20 protein-coding genes and 1 pseudogene are annotated in these 21,333 nt (G+C 70.2%); 10 read left to right on the top strand and 11 right to left on the bottom strand.

The genetic code is table 11. The annotated features are described in order from the left end of the window. Window positions 1-60 precede the first annotated feature (60 nt). The 3 genes and pseudogenes from ACIQBL_RS14230 to ACIQBL_RS14220 all read left to right on the top strand — a co-directional run. The gene (locus ACIQBL_RS14230; RefSeq protein ID WP_401940904.1) at window positions 61-324 is read left to right on the top strand and encodes a hypothetical protein; all 264 of its coding nucleotides are present in this window, start codon (window positions 61-63) and stop codon (window positions 322-324) included. Further along, window positions 321-707 carry a hypothetical protein gene (locus ACIQBL_RS14225; protein WP_401940902.1) on the top strand — a complete coding sequence of 129 codons (387 nt, stop codon included), beginning with the start codon at window positions 321-323 and terminating at the stop codon, window positions 705-707. Before ACIQBL_RS14230 ends, ACIQBL_RS14225 begins: the two co-directional genes overlap by 4 nt. Continuing rightward, window positions 601-1,233, top strand: a pseudogene (locus ACIQBL_RS14220) (MFS transporter); the annotation flags it as partial. The gene ACIQBL_RS14225 and the pseudogene ACIQBL_RS14220, both read left to right, overlap by 107 nt. Window positions 1,234-1,299: 66 nt before the next feature. On the opposite strand, the gene ACIQBL_RS14215 reads toward ACIQBL_RS14220, so the two are convergent. Beyond that, window positions 1,300-1,872 (bottom strand): RBBP9/YdeN family alpha/beta hydrolase, encoded by a 573-nt coding sequence (locus ACIQBL_RS14215; protein WP_401940900.1) that lies wholly within the window; start codon window positions 1,870-1,872, stop codon window positions 1,300-1,302. Between the two features lie 51 nt (window positions 1,873-1,923). Between ACIQBL_RS14215 and ACIQBL_RS14210 the strand changes: the two genes are divergently transcribed. Then, entirely contained in the window at window positions 1,924-2,916 is a 993-nt protein-coding gene (locus ACIQBL_RS14210; RefSeq protein ID WP_401940898.1) for a LysR family transcriptional regulator, read from the top strand. Here ACIQBL_RS14210 and ACIQBL_RS14205 read toward each other — a convergent pair. Further along, the gene (locus ACIQBL_RS14205; RefSeq protein WP_401940896.1) at window positions 2,823-3,464 is read right to left on the bottom strand and encodes a GNAT family N-acetyltransferase; all 642 of its coding nucleotides are present in this window, start codon (window positions 3,462-3,464) and stop codon (window positions 2,823-2,825) included. The genes ACIQBL_RS14210 and ACIQBL_RS14205 overlap by 94 nt on opposite strands. An 11-nt stretch (window positions 3,465-3,475) precedes the next feature. Beyond that, window positions 3,476-4,717 (bottom strand): 3-phosphoshikimate 1-carboxyvinyltransferase, encoded by a 1,242-nt coding sequence (gene aroA / locus ACIQBL_RS14200; protein ID WP_401940893.1) that lies wholly within the window; start codon window positions 4,715-4,717, stop codon window positions 3,476-3,478. 437 nt (window positions 4,718-5,154) lie between these two features. On the opposite strand from aroA, the gene ACIQBL_RS14195 reads away from it, so the two are divergent. Further along, window positions 5,155-6,939, top strand: a complete 1,785-nt coding sequence (locus ACIQBL_RS14195) for a glycoside hydrolase family 3 protein (RefSeq protein WP_401940891.1) — start codon at window positions 5,155-5,157, stop codon at window positions 6,937-6,939. A gap of 112 nt (window positions 6,940-7,051) precedes the next feature. Next, a complete protein-coding gene (locus tag ACIQBL_RS14190; protein ID WP_401940889.1) occupies window positions 7,052-7,681 on the top strand; it encodes a hypothetical protein in 630 nt (209 codons plus the stop codon). Between the two features lie 112 nt (window positions 7,682-7,793). On the opposite strand, the gene ACIQBL_RS14185 is transcribed toward ACIQBL_RS14190, so the two are convergent. The 6 genes from ACIQBL_RS14185 to ACIQBL_RS14160 form a co-directional block, all read right to left on the bottom strand. Continuing rightward, on the bottom strand, window positions 7,794-8,186 hold the full coding sequence (locus tag ACIQBL_RS14185) for a hypothetical protein (protein WP_401940888.1): 393 nt from the start codon (window positions 8,184-8,186) through the stop codon (window positions 7,794-7,796). Window positions 8,187-8,258: 72 nt separating this feature from the next. Beyond that, entirely contained in the window at window positions 8,259-11,993 is a 3,735-nt protein-coding gene (locus tag ACIQBL_RS14180; RefSeq protein WP_401940887.1) for an ABC transporter ATP-binding protein, read from the bottom strand. A 152-nt stretch (window positions 11,994-12,145) separates the two neighbouring features. After that, on the bottom strand, window positions 12,146-13,222 hold the full coding sequence (locus ACIQBL_RS14175; RefSeq protein ID WP_401940884.1) for an esterase-like activity of phytase family protein: 1,077 nt from the start codon (window positions 13,220-13,222) through the stop codon (window positions 12,146-12,148). 46 nt (window positions 13,223-13,268) lie between these two features. Then, on the bottom strand, window positions 13,269-14,114 hold the full coding sequence (locus ACIQBL_RS14170) for a serine hydrolase (RefSeq protein ID WP_401940881.1): 846 nt from the start codon (window positions 14,112-14,114) through the stop codon (window positions 13,269-13,271). A 122-nt stretch (window positions 14,115-14,236) separates the two neighbouring features. Then, a complete protein-coding gene (locus tag ACIQBL_RS14165) occupies window positions 14,237-15,019 on the bottom strand; it encodes a M48 family metallopeptidase (RefSeq protein ID WP_401940878.1) in 783 nt (260 codons plus the stop codon). A 5-nt stretch (window positions 15,020-15,024) separates the two neighbouring features. Beyond that, complete coding sequence (locus tag ACIQBL_RS14160) at window positions 15,025-18,585, bottom strand: type I restriction endonuclease subunit R (RefSeq protein WP_401940876.1); 3,561 nt, start codon at window positions 18,583-18,585, stop codon at window positions 15,025-15,027. Window positions 18,586-18,763: 178 nt separating this feature from the next. Between ACIQBL_RS14160 and ACIQBL_RS14155 the strand changes: the two genes are divergently transcribed. Next, entirely contained in the window at window positions 18,764-19,018 is a 255-nt protein-coding gene (locus ACIQBL_RS14155; protein ID WP_401940874.1) for a hypothetical protein, read from the top strand. Window positions 19,019-19,028: 10 nt separating this feature from the next. Continuing rightward, complete coding sequence (locus ACIQBL_RS14150) at window positions 19,029-19,196, top strand: hypothetical protein (protein WP_401940872.1); 168 nt, start codon at window positions 19,029-19,031, stop codon at window positions 19,194-19,196. 292 nt (window positions 19,197-19,488) lie between these two features. On the opposite strand, the gene ACIQBL_RS14145 is transcribed toward ACIQBL_RS14150, so the two are convergent. Together ACIQBL_RS14145 and ACIQBL_RS14140 are read right to left on the bottom strand one after the other, a co-directional pair. After that, complete coding sequence (locus ACIQBL_RS14145; RefSeq protein WP_401940869.1) at window positions 19,489-19,842, bottom strand: hypothetical protein; 354 nt, start codon at window positions 19,840-19,842, stop codon at window positions 19,489-19,491. Beyond that, on the bottom strand, window positions 19,839-20,156 hold the full coding sequence (locus ACIQBL_RS14140) for a hypothetical protein (protein WP_401940866.1): 318 nt from the start codon (window positions 20,154-20,156) through the stop codon (window positions 19,839-19,841). Before ACIQBL_RS14140 ends, ACIQBL_RS14145 begins: the two co-directional genes overlap by 4 nt. Before the next feature lie 163 nt (window positions 20,157-20,319). Here ACIQBL_RS14140 and ACIQBL_RS14135 point away from each other — a divergent pair, with 163 nt between their 5' ends. Both ACIQBL_RS14135 and ACIQBL_RS14130 read left to right on the top strand, forming a co-directional pair. Continuing rightward, complete coding sequence (locus ACIQBL_RS14135; RefSeq protein ID WP_401940863.1) at window positions 20,320-21,114, top strand: Scr1 family TA system antitoxin-like transcriptional regulator; 795 nt, start codon at window positions 20,320-20,322, stop codon at window positions 21,112-21,114. Then, window positions 21,107-21,331 (top strand): DUF397 domain-containing protein, encoded by a 225-nt coding sequence (locus ACIQBL_RS14130; protein ID WP_401940861.1) that lies wholly within the window; start codon window positions 21,107-21,109, stop codon window positions 21,329-21,331. Before ACIQBL_RS14135 ends, ACIQBL_RS14130 begins: the two co-directional genes overlap by 8 nt. The last annotated feature ends 2 nt before the right edge of the window (window positions 21,332-21,333 follow it).

Raw genomic sequence — 21,333 nt, 5'->3', positions numbered from 1 at the left:
CGGCCTGGGATCTCGGCACAGCACCTGCCTGCGCGTATACGCCAACGTATACTCACCCTCATGTCTGATGCCATGATTCGCGTGCCTGCTGAGGTACGGGACCGCCTTGCTGTCATCGCCGAGTCCCGGGGTACGTCGATCCGCTCCCTTGTCCAGGAGTTCGCGGAGACCACGCTCACGGATGAGGAGCGGCGTGAACGGGCCGAGCGGACGCGCGCCTACCTGGCCGAGCACTTCGGGGTCGAGGTGACGGAGGAGGAGAGCGCGGCGATGGGCCGCAAACTGCGTGACGCCCTCTCCCGCGAGCAGGGCATGGTCGCGTGATCCAGCACCACCTCGTACTGGACACGCCCACGATCCTCGCGCTGTCCGGCAATCGTCAGGTGTCCGCGCTGATCCACCGGGCGCACTTCGAGCCCGAGACCCGCCTCTGGGCCCCCGTCCTGTCGATTCTCGAAGCAGACGCCGAGCACCTGGGGATCGCCGAGCACATCGGCCGGCTCGACGTCATCCACACCCTCGACCTCGACTACCCGGCGATGCTGGCCGTCACCCAGCTGCGCCGCGATGGTGTTCCGCCGGGGATCGCCGCCGCCATCCATGCTGTCCGGCATCTTCCCGCGTGGGGCGCGGACGCACTGCTCGCCACCGTCGCCCCGAAGGCGTACGAAGGCCGAGGTCTGCCCGTGCTCGACCTCAACCGTTAGGCGCGGCAGATCGGCCTGTGTACGCGGCGCACTGCTCACCGACCTGGCCGCCATGGTCCTGGCGATGCCGGTCAGCCTCTTCCCGCTGATCAACGCCGAGCGCTTCGGCGGCGATCCGCGCACCCTGGGCCTGTTCCTCTCGGCGGTCTCGGTCGGCGGGATCACCGCGTCCGTCTTCCCCGGCGCCGTCACCCGGCTGGGCCGCCCCGGTCCGGTGATGCCGCTCGGCGCGGGTACGTGGGGTGCCGCGCCGGCGGCCTTCGGCCTGATGACGAGCCCGTGGGCGGGATTCGGGTGCCTCGCCCTGGCCGGTGCGGCCGACGCCTGCTCGGTGGTATCCCGCAGCACGATCATCCAGACCCACACCCCGGACGCCCTCCTGGGCCGCGTCTCGGCCGCCGAACAGATCGTCGGCCGGGCCGGCCCCAACCTCGGCAACCTCCGCGGCGGCCTGGCCGCCGGCTGGACCTCCGGCGCGACGGCCCTGTTCACCGGGGTCTGCTGTGCGTGCTCGCGGTGGCGGGCGTGGGCGCGAGCACGCCCGAACTGCGCGCCGGAACGGGTGTTCCCGAACGGCGCACGGGAACGGCCGTCACACCGGACGAGCCGTGAGCCCCGCCGTCCCGTCCAGGCACCACTCCAGCACCGCCGGCCAGGAACCGTAACCCGCGTCCAGGTCGAGGTGGCCCGCCCCCGGGATGATCTCGGTGGGGATGCCGAACGGTTCGCCGAAGACGGTCCTGGCGCCTTCCGGGCAGTACGGGTCGTCGTCGCCGGCGACCAGCCGGGTGCTCCCGGGGAGCGTCAACTCCGGGGCGGGCGGCGCGAATTCGGCGATCTCCGGATGGCGTACGACGACGGAGGCGGACGGCGGTGCGACCAGCAGCACCCGGTCCGCGTCACCGTCCCGGACCACCCCGCGGGCGACGGCGTGCAGCCACAGCAGCACGGAGGCGCTGTGCGCGACGACGACCCGCGACACATCAGGATCCAGGTAGTGGCGCAGTTCCGTGAGCCACACCTCCAGGTCGGGGTCGTCGGGGTCCGGCAGCTGGGGGTAGGCGACCTCGTGGCCCAGGGCGCGGAGCCGGTCGGCGAGCCAGTGCTGCCAGTGGCCTCGCGGGCGGTGGTTCTGCCAGCCGTGGAGGATGAGGTAGGCGGTCATGAGGGTGATACTCGCCGCTCCTGGATCTGTCGGTCCAGTTAATCTTTCCCTGTGGAACAGGTAAGCGAGACCTTCACAGTCGACCTGCGTCGCCTCGCCGTCCTGCGCGAACTCCAGCGCCGGGGCAGCCTGGCGCGGACGGCGGAGGCCCTGCATCTGACGCCCTCGGCGGTGTCGCAGCAGATCGCGGCGCTGGCCCGGGAGGCGGGGGTCCCGCTGACCGAGCGCGAGGGGCGGGGCGTACGGCTGACCGGTCAGGCGCGGGTGCTGCTCGCCCACGCCGATGTCATCGCCGCCCAACTGGAGCGGGCCCGCGCCGACTTGGCGGCGTACGGGGAGGGCGGCCGGGGTGCGGTGCGGATCGGCTGTTTCTCCAGCGGCATCCTGGGTCTGCTCCCGGGTGCGCTGCGGGCGCTGGCCGAGCGTCTCCCGCACGTCCGCGTGGACGTCGTCGAGGCGGAACCGCCGGATCTGTTCACGGCGTTGGACGGCGGGCAGCTGGATCTCGCGGTGGCGGTGGACTTCGCGGCGGCGCCGCCCCACACGGACACCCGCTACCGCCGGACCGACCTGCTGACGGACGTCCTGGACCTGGCCGTACCGCCCGACCACCCGCTCGCCGGCCGCTCCCGGGTGTCCCTGCGCGAACTGGCCACCGACGCCTGGATCATCGGGGACGCCCGGAGCTGCTGCGGCGCGGTGGCCCGGTCGGTGTGCGCGGCGGCCGGTTTCACCCCGGACATCCGGCACGCGGTGAACGACTGGGGTGCGCTGGCGGCGCTGGTCGAGGCGGGCCAGGGCGTCGCGTTGATCCCCCGGCTGGTCCAACCGCTGTACGCGCACCGGCAGTTGGCGCTCCTGGCGACCGAGGGTACGGCGCCCGCACGCAACGTCTTCGCGGCCGTGCGGGCGGGTGCGGAGGGCGATCCGGTGCTGGGTGCGGTATGCGATCAACTCAAGCTGTCCGCGCGCGAGTTGTACCGACCCACCCGCGCCTCCAGCCCCGCCCTGCACGCCGCCCACTCCGCCGCCGTGACCGAGTAGATCGCGGAGTCCCGCAACCGGCCGTCCTCGCCCGGTGCCCAGGACCGGGACCAGTTGCGCAGGACGCCCTCGAAGCGGGCGCCGACGCTCTGGATCGCGGCGCGGGAGCGGTCGTTGCGGGCGTCCGTCTTGAGGTCGACGCGGGACACGTGCCACTCCTCGAACGCGTGCCGGAACAGCAGGAGTTTGGCCTCGGCATTGATACCCGTACCCTGCGCCGAACCGGCCAGCCAGGTGAACCCGACCTCGACGGCGTCGAGTTGGTCGTCCGTCAGCCAGGAACGCGGCTCCCAGTAGGCCGTGGCGCCGACCGCCCTCCCGGTCGCCGTCGACACCTGGGCGTACGGTGCGAGCATGCCGGTAGCCGCGCGGGCCAACTGGGCGTCGATATAGGCCTCCACCTCGTCCGCCCTCGGCACCCAGGTGAACGCGTACGAACCCCGGTTCTCCTCCGCCGCCACCGCCAGATCGGCCGCGTGCCGGTGACCGAGCGGCTCCAGGCGCACCAACGCGCCGCTCAGGACCGGAGCCCGCAATTCGAAACCCATCCGTTGACTCCTCACCCCGGCAACTGCTCCCGCAGCGCCCCGAACGCCTCGTGGAAACCCGGGAAAGTCTTCCGTACGCACCCCGGGTCGTCGAACGAGATACCCGGCACCCTGAGCCCGGTCACCGCGAAGGACATGACGATGCGGTGGTCGCCGTAGGACTTGATCTCCGCACCTGTGACGGGGATCGCTCCCGGGCGGATCTCGATCCAGTCCGGGCCGGTCGCGACCTCCACGCCCAGCCGCCGGAGGTTCTCCGCGCAGGCCTCCAGGCGGTCGCACTCCTTCACGCGGGTGTTGCCGACGTCCTCGATGCGGACCGGGCCGGAGGCGAAGGGGGCGAGTGCGGCCAGGGTCGGCATGGTGTCGGAGATGTCCCGCATGGTGACCGTGAGGCCGCGCAGCTCGCCCGTACCGCGCACCCGGGTGCCGTGCGCGCCGGTCTCCACCTCCGCGCCCATGCGGCGCAGTACGTCGACGAAGCCCAGGTCGCCCTGGAGCGCGCCGGTGCCGAGCCCCGGGACGGTGACCTCGCCGCCGGTGACGGCCGCCGCCGCGAAGAAGTAGCTGGCGGTGGACGCGTCGGGTTCGATCCCGTAGGCGGTGGCCCGGTAGCCGCCCGGCGGGACCACGTAGACCGTGCCCTCCCTGTGTACCTCCGCCCCGAACGCCCGCATCATCGCGAGCGTGATCTCGACGTACGGCGCGGAGACCAGGTCGGTGACCCTGATGGTCAGGCCCTTCCTGGTCAGGGGGCCGAGGAGGAGCAGGGCGGTCAGGTACTGGGAGGACTGGCCGGCGTCGAGCACCACCTCGCCGCCCTCGACGCCGGACGCCTCGATGCGCAGCGGGTGGTGGCCGTCGGCCTCCTCGTGGCGCAGGTCCACGCCCAGGTCGCGCAGGGCACGGGTCAGGGGGAGCAGCGGGCGGCGGCGCATCTGCGGGGACGCGTCGAAGCGGAAGCTGCCGCGGCCGGCCGCCGCGAGGGTGGGGAGGAAGCGGGCCGTCGTCGCGCCGTCCCGGCAGTACACGTCCGCCTCCGCGACCGCCGGACCCTGCGGGCGGCCGTCGATCTGCCAGGCGTCCGGGGTCCGTCCCACGCGGTAGCCGAGCCGGGCCAGTCCCTCGGCGAAACCCTCGGTGTCGTCCGAGCGGAGGGGGCGCCGGAGGGTGGTGACACCGTCGGCCGCCGCCGCCAGGAAGAGCGCGCGGGCGGTGATGGACTTGGAACCGGGGATGTCGACTACGGGCATGCCCTCATGATCGGGCGGCGGTCGTCCGGCTCGCCGGGACGTCCACGGGATGGACCACCGCCGTTCGCTCCTACGACCCTGTGAGTGGTCGCATCCGTCCCGTTGTGCACCGGTTCACCAACTTCCGGGAATCGGGCCGAAGCGGGAACCCGGACCCCTTGCGCCCCGTCCAATCCCCATGCTGCCGGATGAGTCTCCGCGGTACGGCGTCGGCCTCGCCGCTGGCTGCGAACGCTGACAAACCCTCTCCTCCGTACCGCGGCCGGCGGCAAGCCGTCATCGGCGCGCCCCCCTCCAACTGCGCCGATGACGGCCCCTCGGCTGGGTACTGTGCGTTCCCTTGACTGGCAGAAACTTCCCGGATATTCGTGAACTCTTGGAAGTTTCCTTCAGCGGATCCGAGGATCCGAAGTGGAACACCTCCGGAAGGAGCGCACGTGCCCTCCAGACGTACCGTTCTCGCCGCGACCATGGGCGTCACCGCGTCCCTCGCGGTCGGCGGCACCGCACACGCCGACGACAAGGGACTCCGCTCGCTGATCTCCCGTATGACGTTGCCGGAGAAGGTCGGCCAGCTGTTCGTGATGCGGGTCTACGGCCACTCCGCCACCGCGCCCGACCAGGCCGACATCGATGCCAACCTGAGCGAGATCGGTGTGCGAACCGCCGCCGAGCTGATCGCCAAGTACCGGGTCGGCGGGATCATCTACTTCACCTGGGCGCACAACACCCGCGACCCGCACCAGATCGCCGGCCTCTCCAACGGCATCCAGAAGGCGTCCCTCGCCCAGCCGCGCGGGCTGCCCGTGCTGATCGCCACCGACCAGGAGCACGGCGCCGTGTGCCGTATCGGCGCGCCCGCCACCCTCTTCCCGGGCGCGATGGCGATCGGCGCCGGCGGTTCCCGTGCCGACGCCCGCACCCTCGGCCGGATCTCCGGTGCCGAACTGCGCGCGATGGGCGTCAACCAGGACTACTCCCCCGACGCCGACGTGAACGTCAACCCGGCCAACCCTGTCATCGGCGTACGGTCCTTCGGCGCCGACCCGGACGCGGTGGCCGGTCTGGTCGCCGCCGAGGTCAAGGGGTATCAGGGCAGCCGGGTGGCGGCGACCGCCAAGCACTTCCCGGGGCACGGCGACACGGCCGTGGACAGCCACTTCGGGTTCCCCGTCATCACGCACAGCCGCGAGCTGTGGGGGAAGCTGGACGCCGTCCCCTTCCGGGCGGCCATCGGCGCGGGTATCGACTCGATCATGACCGCGCACATCATGGTCCCGGCCCTCGACGACTCCGGCGACCCGGCCACCCTCTCCCACCCGATCGTCACCGGCATCCTGCGCGGCGAACTCGGCTACGACGGGGTCGTGATCACCGACTCGCTGGGCATGGAGGGCGTACGCCAGAAGTACGGGGACGACCGGGTGCCGGTGCTCGCGCTGAAGGCCGGCGTGGACCAGCTGCTCGACCCGCCGTCCCTGGACATCGCCTGGAACGCCGTCCTCAAGGCCGTGCGGGGCGGGGAGTTGACGGAGGCACGGCTCGACGAGTCGATCCTGCGGGTGCTCCGGCTGAAGACCCGGCTCGGGCTGCTCGACGAGCCGTACGTCAGCCGGGCGGGCGTCGATCGCACGGTCGGCACCGCGGCACACCGCGCCGCCGCCGACCGCATCGCCGAGCGGACGACCACCTTGCTGGTCAACAAGGCGGGGCTGCTGCCGCTGTCCCGCCGCACACACGGGCGGGTCCTGGTGGTAGGGGCCGATCCGGCATCCCCCACAGGTACTACGGGGCCGCCCACCGGCGTCCTCGCGGCGGCGCTCGGCAAGCTGGGCTTCACGGCGACCGCGCGGTCCACCGGTACGGATCCCTCCGCCGCGACCGTCGCCGGGGCGGTGGCAGCGGCGCGGGAGGCGGATGCGGTGGTCGTGGCGACCTACAACGTCACGGCGGGCGGTTCGCAGAAGGGCCTCGTCGAGCAACTGGTCGCCACCGGGAAGCCGGTCGTCGCCGTCGCCGTCCGCAACCCGTACGATGTCGCTCAACTTCCCTCGGTCCCCGCCTACTTGGCGTCCTACTCCTGGACCGACGTCGAACTCCGGGCGGCGGCACAGGTGATCGCGGGCCGGGTGTCACCGCGCGGGAAGCTTCCGGTGGCCGTCCGGCGTGCGGACGATCCGGCGCAGGTGCTGTATCCGATCGGGCACGGACTGTCGTACTAGAGGGTACGTTCCCCACCCGTCCCACCCCCGCCAACTGGCCCAAAGCACCCCGCACGGCTGGCGTGCGCCCGCCACCGCGGGTCACGCTGGGCGGGGGCAGTCGGGGGGATCGATGCGTGGGAGATGGAGCGCGGGGGCGGTGTGCGCACTGCTCGCCGCCCTGACGACCGGCTGTTCTTCCGCGAGCGGCTCCGACACGGGCGACGGCCCGCTCGGCGGCAAGGCCTCGGTGTCCCCGACGATCACCCAACCCACCGGATACGGCGCGGTGTTCCTCGGTATCGACGAGTGCAGCTCCTTCGGCACGACCAGTTTCACCGAGGTGCCCTGCACCAGCGAGCGGGCCGCCGCGCGGGTCGTCGCCCGCTACGACGGCGAGGTGAGCGACGGTCCCGCCTGCCCGGCGACCACCGACTTCGTGCTGCACATCAGCGCACAGGGACCGTCGGAAGCGGGCGGCGACGACGCCGTACCGAAGGGCTACGCCTGTATGCGCAACCTCGAACCGCCGCACCCCGGCGACCCGGGCGGCGGAGGCGGCCCCCGCACGATCGTCGGCGACTGCGTCTACGGCTCGGGCACCGGCCAGGTCCGCGAGACCGCGTGCGACGGCTCGGGGCAGAGGAAGCCGCAGTACAAGGTGGTCAAGGCGGTGCTGAAGCGCGCGAGTTGCCCCGCGTCGACCGCCCTGTACGTCCAGCTCGGCGGCGCCCAACCGGTGGGCTGCGCCCGGCCGGTGTAGTCGGGTGACTATCAAAAGCCGGGCGCAGTAAGGCAGTTGTGAACCGGAAGCTATCCGGAACAACTCCCTTCACACCGGAGGAGGTTGTTCACTCAGGGCACTGTGCGGTGGTTCAGCAGAGAATCCAGCCCGAGCTGACCGAGCCGCCGTCGACCGAGCCCTTGATCCGTACGCACCGGTGCCCGGCGTGCACGGTGACCGGTCCGGCTCTGCGGGTGTACCGGCCCTTGTCGACGACCGGGCGGTTGCCGCGGGCCTGGACGCTGACCGACATCGGGCGCTTGGTGCCGGGGCTCTCGGGGACGGTGTACGCGCAGACGTAGTCACCCCGCCGGAAGACGTGGACGGTGCCGGTCGAAAAGGGCAGCGTCGCCACCTCCCGCCCCGGACAGACCGCCTCCGCCTCGGCCGTGCCGGGGGCCGCGAGCGCGAGCAGTCCGGACGCGGTGAGCACGGCCATACCGAGTGCCACCCGTCGTCGTAGCGCACCCATGTCCACAGTCATCCCTCCCGCACAGCAGTCGGACAGCGTACTGATGTACGGACGCACGACGTATGTCGGACGGTTGCCTGAATGTCATCGAGGGGCGACGACGGGCTCCTCGGACTCGGGCGCACCGACGAATGTGCGCCACAACTCGGCGTACGTTCCGCCCAGTTGGAGGAGTTCGTCGTGCGTGCCGTCCTCCACGACCTGCCCGTGATCCATCACCACGACGCGGTCCGCGCGGGCCGCCGTCGTGAGGCGGTGGGCGACCACGAGGGTGGTGCGGCGGCCGGCGAGGCGGTCGGTGGCCTGGTTGACCTGGGCTTCTGTGGCGAGGTCGAGGGCTGCTGTCGCCTCGTCCAGCAAGAGGATGTCGGGGTCAACCAGTTCCGCTCGGGCCAGGGCGATCAGCTGGCGCTGGCCCGCCGAGAGGTTGCGGCCCCGCTCGGCGACCTCGTGGAGGTAGCCGCCGTCCAGCGTGGCGATCATCTCGTGCGCGCCGACCGCGCGGGCCGCCGCCTCCACCTCGGCGTCCGTGGCGTCGGGGCGGCCGTAGGCGATGGCGTCGCGGACGGTGCCCTGGAAGAGGTACGCCTCCTGGGGGACGACGCCCAGGTGGTGGCGGTACGACGTGATGTCGAGCGAGCGGAGGTCCGTGCCGTCCACCGTGACCCGGCCGGCCGTCGGGTCGTAGAAGCGGGCCACCAGTTTCACGAGCGTCGACTTGCCCGCGCCCGTCTCGCCGACGAAGGCGACCGTCTGGCCGGCCGGGATGCTCAACTCGACGCCCCCGATGGCCTCTTCGTCATCGCCGTACGCGAAGTGCACGTCCTCGAAGGCTATGTCGCCGCGCAGGGAGAGGACTTCGAGTGGTTCGTCGGCCGCTCGCGTGGACGTCGGTTCCTGGAGCAGCTCCTGGATGCGGCCCAGGGAGACCGTGGCCTGCTGGTAGCCGTCGAAGACCTGGGAGAGCTGCTGGACCGGGGCGAAGAACAGGTCGATGTAGAGCAGGTATGCGACCAGCGCGCCTGTCGTCAGCGTCGCGTCGTCCACCCTTCCCGCGCCAGCGATCAGCACCGACGCCGCCGCCACCGACGACAGGAACTGCACGAAGGGGAAGTAGACCGAGATCAGCCACTGGCCCCGGGTGCGCGCCTCGCGGTAGCTGCCGCTGCGCTCGGCGAACCGTCGGCCGCCATCGCGCTCGCGCCGGAACGCCTGCACGATCCGCAGCCCCGACACCGACTCCTGGAGGTCGGCGTTGACCAACGACACGCGCTCACGGGCGAGTTCGTACGCCTTCACGCTCGCCCGGCGGAAGAAGAACGTGGCGATGACGAGCGGGGGCAGCGTCGCGAACACGACCAGCGCGAGCTGTACGTCGATCACCAGCAGGGCGACCATGATGCCGAAGAAGGTGACGACCGAGACGAAGGCCGTGACCAGCCCGGTCTGCAGGAACGAGGACAGCGCGTCCACGTCCGTCGTCATCCTCGTCATGATCCGGCCGGTCAACTCCCGCTCGTAGTAGTCGAGTCCGAGGCGCTGGAGCTGGGCGAAGATCTTGAGGCGGAGGGTGTAGAGGACGCGTTCGCCGGTACGGCCCGTCATGCGGGTCTCGCCGCGCTGTGCCGCCCACTGCACGACCACGGCGATCAGGGCCAGGGCCGAGGCCGACCAGATCGCGCCGATCGCCATCTTGGTGACGCCCTGGTCGATGCCGTGCCGGATCATGATCGGCAGGAGCAGGCTCATGCCCGCGTCCACGGCGACCAGGCCGAGGCTGATCAGCAGCGGGGTGCCGAAACCGCGCAGCAGCCGGCGCAGACCGTACGAGTCCTCGGCACGGACCGCCCGCGCCTCGTCGATGTCGGGGGTGTCGGTCGCCGGGGGCAACGCGTCGACCTGGGCGAGGAGTTCGGGTGTCGCGGGCATCCCGGACAGCGCGGTGTCCTTGGGCTCGCGGTCACCGGTCCACAGCCGGGGCGTGACCCCGCGCTCGGCGTCGAACTCCGCGTCCAACTCCGCGCGTACGGAGGTGTCTTCGGCCGGTTCGACGGCGGGCAGGACGTGGCCCGGCGAGACGCCGCCGAGTTCGTCGGGGTCGGTGAGCAGGCGGCGGTAGAGCGGTGAGCGCTCCTGGAGTTCGTCGTGGGTGCCGATGTCGGCGAGGCGTCCGGCGTCGAGGACGGCGATGCGGTCGGCGAGGTTGAGGGTGGAGCGCCGGTGGGCGATCAGCAGGGTGGTCCGGCCCTCCATGACCTGTTTGAGGGCCTCGTGGATCTCGTGCTCGACGCGCGCGTCCACCGCCGAGGTCGCGTCGTCCAGGACCAGCAGGCGCGGGTCGGTGAGGATCGCGCGGGCGAGGGCGACGCGCTGGCGCTGGCCGCCGGAGAGGGTGAGGCCGTGCTCGCCGACCTTCGTGTCGTAGCCCTCGGGGAGTTCCGCGATGAACCGGTCGGCCTGCGCGGCCCGGGACGCGGTGAGGATCTCCTCGTCGGTCGCGTCGGGGCGGCCGTAGGCGATGTTGTTGCGGACCGTGTCGGAGAAGAGGAAGGAGTCCTCGGGGACCAGGCCGATCGCGGCCCGGAGGGAGTCGAGGGTGAGTTCGCGGACGTCGTGGCCGCCGATGAGGACGGCACCGTGGGTGACGTCGTAGAAGCGCGGGAGGAGGAGCGAGACCGTGGACTTGCCGGAGCCGGAGGAGCCGACGACGGCGAGGGTCTCGCCGGGGCGGATCTCGAAGCTGAGGCCGTTGAGGACGGGGCGCTCGTGGTCGTAGCCGAAGGACACGTCGTCGAACTCGACGGTCGCCGGGGCGTCGGCGGGGAGTTCCTTGGTGCCGTCCGTCATCGAGGGCTGGGTGTCGATCAGTTCCAGGACGCGTTCGGTGCCCGCGCGGGCCTGCTGGCCGACCGTGAGGACCACGGCCAACATGCGGACCGGGCCGACGAGTTGGGCGAGATAGGTGGAGAAGGCGACGAACGTGCCGAGCGTGATGTGACCGCGCACCGCGAGCCAGCCGCCGAGGGCGAGCATCGCGACCTGGCCGAGGGTGGGGACGGCCTGGAGGGCGGGGGTGTAGCGGGCGTTCTGCCGGATCGTGCGCAGGCGGCCCGCGTACAGCCGGCGGCCGACCTCGCGCAGCTTTCCGGTCTCCTGGTCCTCCTGGCCGAAGCCCTTCACCACGCGTACGCCGCTGACGGCGCCGTCGACGACTCCCGCGACGGCGGCGGCCTGGGCCTGCGCGTACCAGGTGGAAGGGTGCAGTTTGCTGCGGCTGCGCTTGGCGATGAAGCCGAGGGCGGGGGCGACGGCCAGGGCTATCAGGGTCAGGGGCAGGGACAGCGAGGCCATGATCGCGAGGGAGATCACGAAGAGCAGGACGTTCCCGATGGTCATCGGGAGCATGAAGAGCAGGCCCTGGATCAGCTGGAGGTCACTGGTCGCGCGGCCGACGACCTGGCCGGTGGACAGCTCGTCCTGCCGGCGGCCGTCGAGCCGGGTGATCGTTCCGTACATCTCGGTGCGGAGGTCGTGCTGGACGTCGAGGGCGAGCCGGCCGCCGTAGTAGCGCCGGATGTAGGTGGAGACGTAGACGAGGAGCGCGGCGACGATCAGGGCGACGGCCCAGGGGGCCATGGAGCGGGTGTGGCCGGTGATCACGTCGTCGATGATCACCTTGGTGACCAGGGGGACCAGTGCCATGACCGCCATGCCGGCGAGGGAGGCGCCGAGGGCCAGGACTACGTCCTTGGGGTAGCGCCAGGCGTATCCGGCCAGCCTCCTCGCCCAGCTCTGCGTTTCCCCCTGTTTCGCTGCCACGCGGTGCCTTCCGTTCGCCCCTGATCAGCTGGTCTTACGGAAGGCACCAACGCGGAAAGGAACGGATTTCATCCCTCCGCAACAAAAGGCTCTGCGGAGGTCGCCATTCGACTGCGGGTCCGTCGTGGCTGGTCGCGCAGTTCCCCGCGCCCCTAGGGGGTTGTGCGTACCCGGAGATAGTAGAAGCGGGTCGTCTGAACCGCGTTCTGATTGTCGTCGCTCACCAGCAGCACTTTGTAGGCGCCCTTCTCCCTCCCCGTGATCACCATGCCCTCGATGTTGTCGAGGAGGGGGTTCGGCTGGGGCTGCTTCGCTGTGGCGCCGAGGGTCGGGCAGTCGGCGATGTCCGCGAGCAGGGTCTTCTTGATGAGGCGGACTCCGGGCTGGCCCGTAAGGGTGTCGATCTTGCTGGTGTCCGTCGCGTGGCGGGGGTCGGCCAGGTAGAGGCGGACGGTGTTGCCGACGCCGCTGGTGTAGCCGCGTTCCAGGACGAGGAGGCGGCCGTCGGGGAGGGCCTGCACCTCGGGGACGCCGAGGAAGGCGGCGTCGGTCTTGTACGCGTACTGCGCGGCGAGCCTGAAGTGGTCGCCCTTGGTCCGGGTCCAGGTCTGGAAGCGGACGGCGCCCGAGGTGTCGCCGGCGATCGGGTACTCCATCGACGCGAGGAGGGTGTGGCCGCCGGGCAGCAGGGTCAGGCCCTCGAAGGTCTGGTTGGAGACGGCCCGCCCGGCCGGGGCGACCAGCAGCGAGGACGGGACCGGGAGGCGGTCCAGGATCTTGCCGTCGCGGGAGTAGCGGCGGATCGACGGCTCGGTCTCGGAGGTGATGAGGAGGGTGCCGATGGGGGTCCCCCCGCGCGAGTCTGTTCGAGCGTGGGGGAGGTCGATGACCAGGCCCTCGGAGTCGAGGGCGGCGCCGTTCTCGTCGGCGAGCGGGACGACACTCTTCGGCTGGAGGGTCTTCGCGTCCAGGCCGAACAGCGAGGACCGGTCCTCCAGGGCGGCCAGCGAACCGTCCTTGTCCAGCGCGAGCGCGGAGAAGTTGCCGACGAAGGTGCCGTCGTACGTCGTCTTGTCGAGCGCGTCGGAGAAGCGGTCGATCGAGACGGAGGGCGAACAGGCGTTATTTGTAACGGAGTTGACGTTGGCGGTCGCGGGCCCGGCGGCGGTGAGGCAGGTGGCCGCCGCCAGGCCGGCGGTCGCGGTCGCGAGTACGGTTCTCAGGCGCATGGGCGCCACCGTAGGACGGGTGGGTAACGCGCGGGAGACCCGTCGGTTAAGCCAGGTCCTTGTGGATCGCCTTCGCGACACCCTGGATCGTCGTGATGCCGTAGCTCATCGTGCTGTTGTCCTGGGTGAGCACGCTCATCATGTAGTCGTGACCGCCGCCGTTGAAGGTGCCCAGGCTGTGCACGCGCCAGCCGTGCGTGGACCGTTGCAGCCAGCCGTTCTTGACGTGCACGGTGACGGTCGACGGGGCGCCGTACGGCGTGCCCCAACGCTGGCCGGCGATGACCTGGTTCATCAACTTCAGGATGTACGCACGGGAGTTGTCGCTCAGCACCGTGTTCTTGGCGGTGACCAGCTTGAGGAGCTTCTGCTCGTCGGTCACCGTCTCCTGGGTCAGGCCCCAGTAGTTGTTCGCGCCGGGCTTGGTCTGGGTCATGCCGGCCGCCGTGAGGAAGCCCTTGATCTTCGTCAGGCCCAGCTGCTTCCACAGCGTGGAGGTCGCGCTGTTGTCCGACTTGGTGATCATGGCCTTGGCGAGCGTCGACTCCCGCGTCGTCAGCGTGCGGTTGTGCTTCTTCGCGTCCCACAGCAGCGTGGCGAGCACGGTCACCTTGACGGTGCTGGCCGAGTCGTAGGCGGTCGTCGCCCGCAGGGTGCAGGTGGTGCTGGTCGTGCGGTCGTAGAGGCCGACGGCGACGGTTCCCTTGCGGGACGCGAGGGCCGCGGTGATGTCCTTCTTCAGCTTGTCGGCGAGGCCGGCCTTGGCGGACGTACAGCTGACCGTCGGGGTGGCGGCGGCAGCGGGGGTCGCGGCGGCCACGCAGGGTATGAGGATCCCGGCGGCCAGGCCCACTCCGAGCACACGGCCACGCCGGGATATGTGGTGAGTCATAGAGGTTTTTCCGTCCCCTTACGTGTCGGTGAGCGCACCCTGGCGCACTCACCCCTCATGACTCGTCGACATGACCGAAAGTTGTACACACGTTCTGGGGACGAACATCTATCCGCGCCGTCTCAGCGGATCTCCCCCATCCACATACGACGCCCCAACTCGTCGAGTTCCGCGCGGCGTTCCTCGTACTCCGGCAGCGCCAACCGCACCAGCCGCCAGAAGTCCGCACCGTGCCCCGCCACCTTCACGTGGGCCAGTTCATGCGCGACGACGTAGTCGACAAGGTGCATGGGCAGTTGGAAGAGCGGCCACCCCAGGCTCATCCGGCCCCGCCCACTCGTCCCGTCCCCGGGCTGGTACGCGCCCCACTTCTGCCCCAGGTCCCGCACGTCCAGGTCGGGCTCGCCCACCGCCATACGTGCCGCCCAGGGCTGGAGCCGGTCGGCCACCCAGGTACGGCCTGCCCGGCAGTACCAGTCGACCAGTGCCGTACGCCCCTCAGTCACGTCCTCGGCCTGTTTCCGGGCGATGACCAGCCGCCCGGCGACCAGCCGGACCCTGCCGTCGCCCGGTGTGCTGTCCGACACAGCGAGACGGTACGTCCGCCCCAGGTAGCGGAAGACCTCGCCATCGGCCAGCCGCTTGGCGGGATTGAGCGGGCGGGTCCGCTCCCGCTGGCCGAGTTTCGCGGACACCCACTCCCGGTGCGCCCGTACGAAGTCCTCCGCCTCCGCCGTGGGGCGCCCTTCGGGAACGTGCAGGGTCAGGGTCGCGTCGGGTTCCACGGTGAGCGCGAACCGTTTCCTGCGGGCACTCGTACGCACGCGGAGGGAGAGGCCGTCGACAGTGACCGAGCCACCGTCGAGGGGTGTCTCGGCCTGGCGGTTCTCTGCGAGCGCGGTCACACGCCCTAGTCTCCCCTGGCGCGACTCAGAAACTGCTGCCGGTTGTTCTCCGCGTACGCCGCGAGTCGCTGGGAGACGCCGGAGAGCGGGCCCCAGTCGACGCTCGCCGGCCTGAGCCCACCACGGGTCAGCTGTTTCTGGATGCCGTTCGCGAGCCGGTTGATGTCCTGGTGCTGTCCCTGGTAGGACGCCTTGGACATGATGCTCGCCGCGGTGTCGCAGACGGCGACGACCAACGGCCGCGTGTCCTGTCCACCGCCCTCGATGCCCGGAGTGTCCTCCAGGAGCTGCTCCAGGAGCCGGTGGACGCGCTGCTCCAGGGGGCTGAGCCCGGCAAGCGCGGGATCCTCCTCGTCCTCGTGCCTGGCCTGCTCGATGAGCGTCTCGAACTCCTCGACCTGCTCCTCGAAGCGACCGGGCATCTGCTTCAGGATCTCCTCCAGCCGCTTGGAGAGCCTGTCGTACTTCTCCGGGTCCTCCCGCTTGACCCGCTCCTCCAGATGGAACCGAAGGGCATGGCCCATCTCCGCCGCGGCCTCGCGCGGAGGCAGCTCGCGCACCATGTCGTCGAAGGCGGGCGAGGTGAGCGAGACGGGCGGGATGACCTGCTCGATCTCCGGTCCTTCCAAGTGGTCGGCGATCATGGCCCGTACCTTGCGTCCGTACCGGCGCAGAGTGAACGTCCCACCTGTGTCGTCCCGGTACAGACGCCGGACGCGTTTCTGCAGCATCCCCCAACGGCGCGCGTCGGGAAGGTGGTCCAGCGCGTCCTCGTGCGGCAGCACCCGTTCCAGTACGGCGAGGAAATCGTGGAGCACCTCGTCGAAACCGAGACGCACCGTCTCGTCCTCGAAGGCCAGCACGGCGCCGCGCAGCCGCGCAAGGTCGGCGAGGTCCGCGTCCGCGACTCCGAGGCCGCTCAGGAAGGTCCGCACCCGCTCGGCGGCCGGCGCCAGGTCCCGGACCTCTTCGGACAGGCTGCGCATGGTGTCGTCGACGTCGGCCTTCCGGTAGTCGGCGAGTGCGTTGGAGAGATGCTCGAACACGCCGTAGTAGTCCACGACATAGCCGACCTGCTTGCCCGGCGCGGGCCGGTTGACCCGGGCGACGGCCTGAAGCAGCTCGGCATCACGGATGGGCCGGTCGAGATACAGCACCTGTTCACGCGGGGCGTCGAATCCGGTGAGCAGCATCGACTTCACGATCAGGAAAGCGATGGGGCTTTCCGGGTGCACGGGGTCGGGGACGGCGATCTTCGAGGGCTCTACGGCCGGTTCCGGCTCCCCCGTCGGTATGTCGGACCAAGGGGTGTCGGCCCCGAGGCCGTTCGCGGGAATGTCCGGCTCCGGAACGTTGAAGGGTGTCGCGGCGACCCAGTCGGGCTCGGGCGGCAGCTGCGGGAACGCCTCGTGGAAGCGTTCGATGTACGCCCTCTGCCGGTTCGGGTCGGTCCAGTGCAGCCACTTGCGGCGCTTGCGCTCCGCGCCCGGGGAGATGATCGGGACGAAGTCGACGCGTCGGAGCAGTGCCCGGTACTCGTAAGCCTGGTACAGATAGCGAAGGTGTCGCGGAAGCTCCTTGACCGGGATCCCGTGAACCGATTCCGGCTTGAACTCGACCAGTTCCGCCAGGAGTTGGTCACGGGCCCGGCGCAGCGCGTGGTGGTACTCGACCGCGGCCTTCCGGCTGACGGCGGCGACCTGAGCCTTGAACCCGCCACCGGGCAGCACCCAGCACACCCAGTGCTCCAGCATGTCCTCGGCCTTCTTGCAGATCATCGGCCAGGACTCGGCGACATCGCGTTCGGTGGGCCAGCGTTTGAGGAGGGTGGCCCGCTCGTCGTCGCTGCGGTCGCGGATCAGGTCCTCGAAGTCGCGGTCCAGGCCGTCCTTGTCCTGGACCCTGCCTTCGCCGGTGCGCCCTTCGTAGCGGATACGCACGACGACGCCGTCACGCTCCGCGTCCTCCATCCGGTAGGTGTCGAGGAAGCCCCGGTCCGGGCCGCCGCTGAAGATCCGGCGGGTCTCGACCTCCTCGCCTGTCATGATCGGCGTGCCGGTGAACCCGATCTTCGCGGCGTTCGGGATCGCCTTGCGCAGGGCGGCGTGCATGACGCCGGTGTGCGAGCGGTGCGCCTCGTCGACGAGAACAAGGATGTCAGGCGAGGTGTTGCACTCGGGGAAGTTCGGAACGGGAGGCGGACTCTTGCGCCGCTTGCTTTTCCTGGCCTGCTCGGCGGCCTGGTACTCGCCCGCGAGGTCCCGGTCGTCACCGTCGCCTTCGGCTTCCGCGGCGAAGGTGAACCCGCCCCCGTACTTCTGGATCATCGCGAAGACGACCCGGCGTCCGCCGTCCCGCAGCAGCCCTTCCATCTGCGTACGGGTCTCGGCCGTCTCGACGTCGGACTCGCTCAACTTCAGAGTCTCGGAGAGCTGGTCCTGCAACTGCGTACGGTCGGTGACGATGACGACCGTGAACTCGCTGAGTTTCGGATGCAGATGCACCCGGCGCACCAGGAAGGTCATGGTCAGGCTCTTGCCGGAGCCCTGCGTGTGCCAGATGACGCCGCCGCGCTCGTCGTCGAGGACCGGGCCGCCGCGCGGGCGGCCGTTGAGCAGTTTCCGTACGGCCTTCTCCGCGGCCCGGTACTGCTGGTGCCGGGCCACCACCTTCACGGTCCGTACCGCACCGGAGTCGGTCTCGACGGGCAGCGGGATGACGTAGTGGCGCACGAAGTTGAGGAGGGCCGCGGGCCGCAGGACGACGCCGACGAGTTTGTGCTGCTCGGTCAACTTGCCGATGTCGCGGGGCAGTTCAGCCTTGAGAGTGCTTTCACTCTCCGGGGCCACGCTGCGCCACGGCTGGTAGTGGTCGGGTGTGGAGGTGACGGTGCCGAGGTGAGCGGTCTCGCCGGTCGCCGCGACCAGCAGCTGCACGGTCCGGAACAGTTCCGGTACGCCACCGGGAAGTGGCAGGTCGGTCCCGGCGCGTTCGTCGTCGTCGATCGGGTCGCCGGCGTAGTGCCGCAGGTCGAGTACGGCGCTGCGGACGGGCTCGGCGAGGTCGGGGCTCTTGCACTCGACGGCGACGAGGGGGATGCCGTTCACGAAGAGGACGATGTCGAGTATCGACACGTCCCCGGAACGGTTCTTGACGCGGAGCTGGTCGACGACGGTGAACGTGTTGAGCGCGACGCGGTCCGGGTGCCACTCGACGTACTGGACGGTGGCGGAGGCGCCGCCGTGGGCGGCGGAGGGTCCGGTGAGGACGAATCCGCTGAGCAGCAGGTCGGTGGCGTCGAAGTTGGCCTGGGCGATGCCCCTGCCGAGCGGGACGGAGGCCAACTCCACGACGGATCGGGCGACATCGGTGTCGTCCATCCAGGGCTTACGGTCCGTCGCGCGGAGGTTGATACGCCGCAGGGCGGCTTTCAGCTCGTCGACGAGCAGCGGCGCGCCGACGTCGAGCGTGCCGACCTCCGTACCGGCGACGTGCGTCCAGCCCATGGCGGTGAGCTGCTCGACGAACGGCTTTTCCACCTCGTCCCGCTCGACCTGTACCGCCATGCGCCCGCGCCTTCCGCCCACCGTCGCCTGCCTGCCCGCTCAGGTGATCCATTCTGCGCCTTGGGCGGGGCTGGGGGGAGGGATCCGGCCGGATGAGGCGATAAGGCGGGGCGAGGGCTCCTGGAGGATTCCGGCGAATGCGCCGCGTCCGCGCATACGCGGACGTATTCTCCGTTTCGTGTCTGACGCCATGATCCGTGTGTCTGCCGAGGTGCGGGACCGCCTCGCGGTCATCGCCGAGTCCCGTGGTATGTCGATTCGCTCCCTGGTCCAGGAGTTCGCCGACAGCACACTCACCGATGAGGAGCGGCGTGAGCGGGCGGAGAGGACGCGCGCCTACCTGACCGAGCACTTCGGAGTCGAGGTCACGGACGAGGAGAGCGCGGCGATGGGCCACCGGCTGCGTGCCGCCTCCTCAGGCCAGCGACCTTGACTATCCGGCGATGCCCACCGTCGCCCAGTTGCGCAGATACGGGGTTCCGCCCGGGATCGCAGCCACAGTCCACGCCGTACGGCATCTCCCGGAGTGGGGTGCGGACGCACTGGTCGCCACGGTCACACCCAAGGCCTACGAGGGGCGCGGGGTGCCCGTTCTCGACCTCACCCGCTGACAGCCGAGGCGAGCAGCGGGCACCGCCCGGGTTCCCGGAGGTGTCAGGTGTCCGTCTCTCCTCACGGAATGCGACTGGCCGGGGGCGTATGGGGCTACGCGAGGTACGCCCCCGGTCGGCTCGGGCAGGACGGGGCGGGGCGGGGCGGGGCACTCAGGGTCTTCGACGTCTAACCGTGTGCGGCTCTCCGGCAGGACCCGTCCGGAGGGTACCTGTCTGCAAAAAGTGTGACACTTTCGCGCAGAGTGTCACACTTTCGCGGGGTGGGTGCCGGGTCGGGGGGCGGGACGGGTCAGTCTCCCGGTACGGGGCTGTCGTCACCGTCGGGAACGTCGATCTCGTCAGGGTCGTCACACGCGGGTACGCCAAGACGGACACCCCGGCTCACCGCGATGCGGTGAACGTCGCGCAGTGCCTCGACCAACCGGGCCGCCAGGAAGTGGAGTTGGGCGGACGTCGCCTTACGGTCGGCCAGTATGTCGGCGGCATGGTCGAGGAGTTCGCCCGCCATGCCGAGCTGCACGGACTCGACGTCATCGGCGACCCGGGACAGATACCCGGTCCCGTCACCGATGAGATAACAGGGCTTGCCTCCCGCACCGGCCCACGGGAGCAGCCTGGCTACTTGTGCCCGGCCGCCGATCACGCGGTCACCTCGACACCGTGGACGGCCCGCGACCCGATGTCGACACCGTGCACGGCGACCCACAGGGCGCGCCGCCGGGCCCGTCGCCGCTTCGCTTCCGCACGCTGCTCATGAGCGACGAGATAGGGGCGGACCATCGCGTGGTCCTCTCCACGCAGGGGGCGGGAGCCGGCGCGTCGGGCGGTGTGCCCATCTGCGTACGCAGGGGTGGGACGTTGGCGCGCCGGTGCGGCCACTACGCGGCGGCGGCTCCCCGGCCCGGGAAGCAGGAACCGCAGCAGCGGTTCGAAGAGGCGGGCGATACGGTGACTCACGTCGTCAACTCCGTTGGGTTTGTTGATGGCCACGCCCCCGGACCGGTCGCTCGGTCGCGGGGGTATCGCGTTCTGTAACGATCCACACACAGAGTGAGACGGGCCGGGCTAGGCTCGCCAGAGGGTGGAGTGTGACCAGGCTTTTGTCGCAAGGGAGTTGGCCATGACCAACACATACGGTGACTGGCTCAGGCAGCAACGCGAGGCGGCAGGCCTGACACAACAGCAGCTGGCCGACCTGGCGTTCATGACCCGCTCACACATCGCCCACATCGAGGCGGGGCGGCGGATGCCTTCGAAGGAGGACGCCCGGCGGCTGGACAAGGCCCTGAACACGGGGAATGTGCTGAGCAGCTTCCTGCCGCAGGACGACGCAGCGGTCGCCGACTACTTCGAGGCGGCTCTCCTACTCGAACAACAGGCCGTGATGATCCGGGAGTTCGCCCTGTCATTCGTCCCCGGCATCCTCCAGACGGAGAGGTACGCACGTGCGGTCCTGAGCACGCCGTTCCCTCCCGTGAGTGAAGCGGAACGTGACAAGCTCCTCGTCACACGCCTCGGCCGCGCGAAGATCCTGGACGATCCGATGACGCCAGTAGTCTGGGCGCTGCTCGACGAGGCGGTGCTACGGCGGGCCGTGGGCAGCCGGGAGATCATGGCGGAACAGATCATGCACCTGGTTCGTCTTGCCGAGCGGGGTCGGGTACGGGTCTATGTACTGCCCTTCGAACTCGGCGTCCACCCGCTCATGCAGAGCATGCTGACGTTGATGAAGTTCGACGACCAGCCGCCGGTGGCGTACAGCGAGGGGCTGCACATGGGCAAGATCCACGACACACCCGCCATGGTCGATCGACTCGAAGGCATCTACGATTTCGCGCTAGGCGACGCGATGCCGCTGAGGGAGTCACTTGCCCTCATGAGGGCGACAGCAAAGGACTACGGACACCGTGACTGAACACACCATCCCCAACACCGCCGCGCTGACTGGCTGGCGCAAGTCCTCCTACAGCGGCAACGAGGGTGGCAGCTGCGTCGAAGTCCTGGACGGCGGCTACCCGTCAGGCGTCCCCGTCCGCGACTCCAAGGTGCCGTACGGTCCCGCATTGGTATTTTCGACGACACACTGGGCATCGTTCATCAGCGCAGTAAAGGGCGGAGTAGTCCCTAACTGACT

The sequence above is a fragment of the Streptomyces sp. NPDC088350 genome (assembly GCF_044753545.1).
Taxonomy (GTDB): domain Bacteria; phylum Actinomycetota; class Actinomycetes; order Streptomycetales; family Streptomycetaceae; genus Streptomyces.
The sequence above is the reverse complement of the archived record's forward strand: the minus strand, read 5'-3'. Positions and strand labels throughout refer to the sequence as shown.

Bases quoted from the DNA above. Each gene is read 5' to 3' on its own strand.
- ACIQBL_RS14175 (WP_401940884.1), bottom strand. From the start codon at position 13,222: ATGCGCCTGAGAACCGTACTCGCGACCGCGACCGCCGGCCTGGCGGCG.
- ACIQBL_RS14150 (WP_401940872.1), top strand. From the start codon at position 19,029: ATGCCCACCGTCGCCCAGTTGCGCAGATACGGGGTTCCGCCCGGGATC.
- ACIQBL_RS14230 (WP_401940904.1), top strand. From the start codon at position 61: ATGTCTGATGCCATGATTCGCGTGCCTGCTGAGGTACGGGACCGCCTT.
- ACIQBL_RS14215 (WP_401940900.1), bottom strand. From the start codon at position 1,872: ATGACCGCCTACCTCATCCTCCACGGCTGGCAGAACCACCGCCCGCGA.
- ACIQBL_RS14160 (WP_401940876.1), bottom strand. From the start codon at position 18,585: ATGGCGGTACAGGTCGAGCGGGACGAGGTGGAAAAGCCGTTCGTCGAG.
- aroA (WP_401940893.1), bottom strand. From the start codon at position 4,717: ATGCCCGTAGTCGACATCCCCGGTTCCAAGTCCATCACCGCCCGCGCG.
- ACIQBL_RS14170 (WP_401940881.1), bottom strand. From the start codon at position 14,114: ATGACTCACCACATATCCCGGCGTGGCCGTGTGCTCGGAGTGGGCCTG.
- ACIQBL_RS14190 (WP_401940889.1), top strand. From the start codon at position 7,052: ATGCGTGGGAGATGGAGCGCGGGGGCGGTGTGCGCACTGCTCGCCGCC.
- ACIQBL_RS14185 (WP_401940888.1), bottom strand. From the start codon at position 8,186: ATGACTGTGGACATGGGTGCGCTACGACGACGGGTGGCACTCGGTATG.
- ACIQBL_RS14135 (WP_401940863.1), top strand. From the start codon at position 20,320: ATGACCAACACATACGGTGACTGGCTCAGGCAGCAACGCGAGGCGGCA.
- ACIQBL_RS14205 (WP_401940896.1), bottom strand. From the start codon at position 3,464: ATGGGTTTCGAATTGCGGGCTCCGGTCCTGAGCGGCGCGTTGGTGCGC.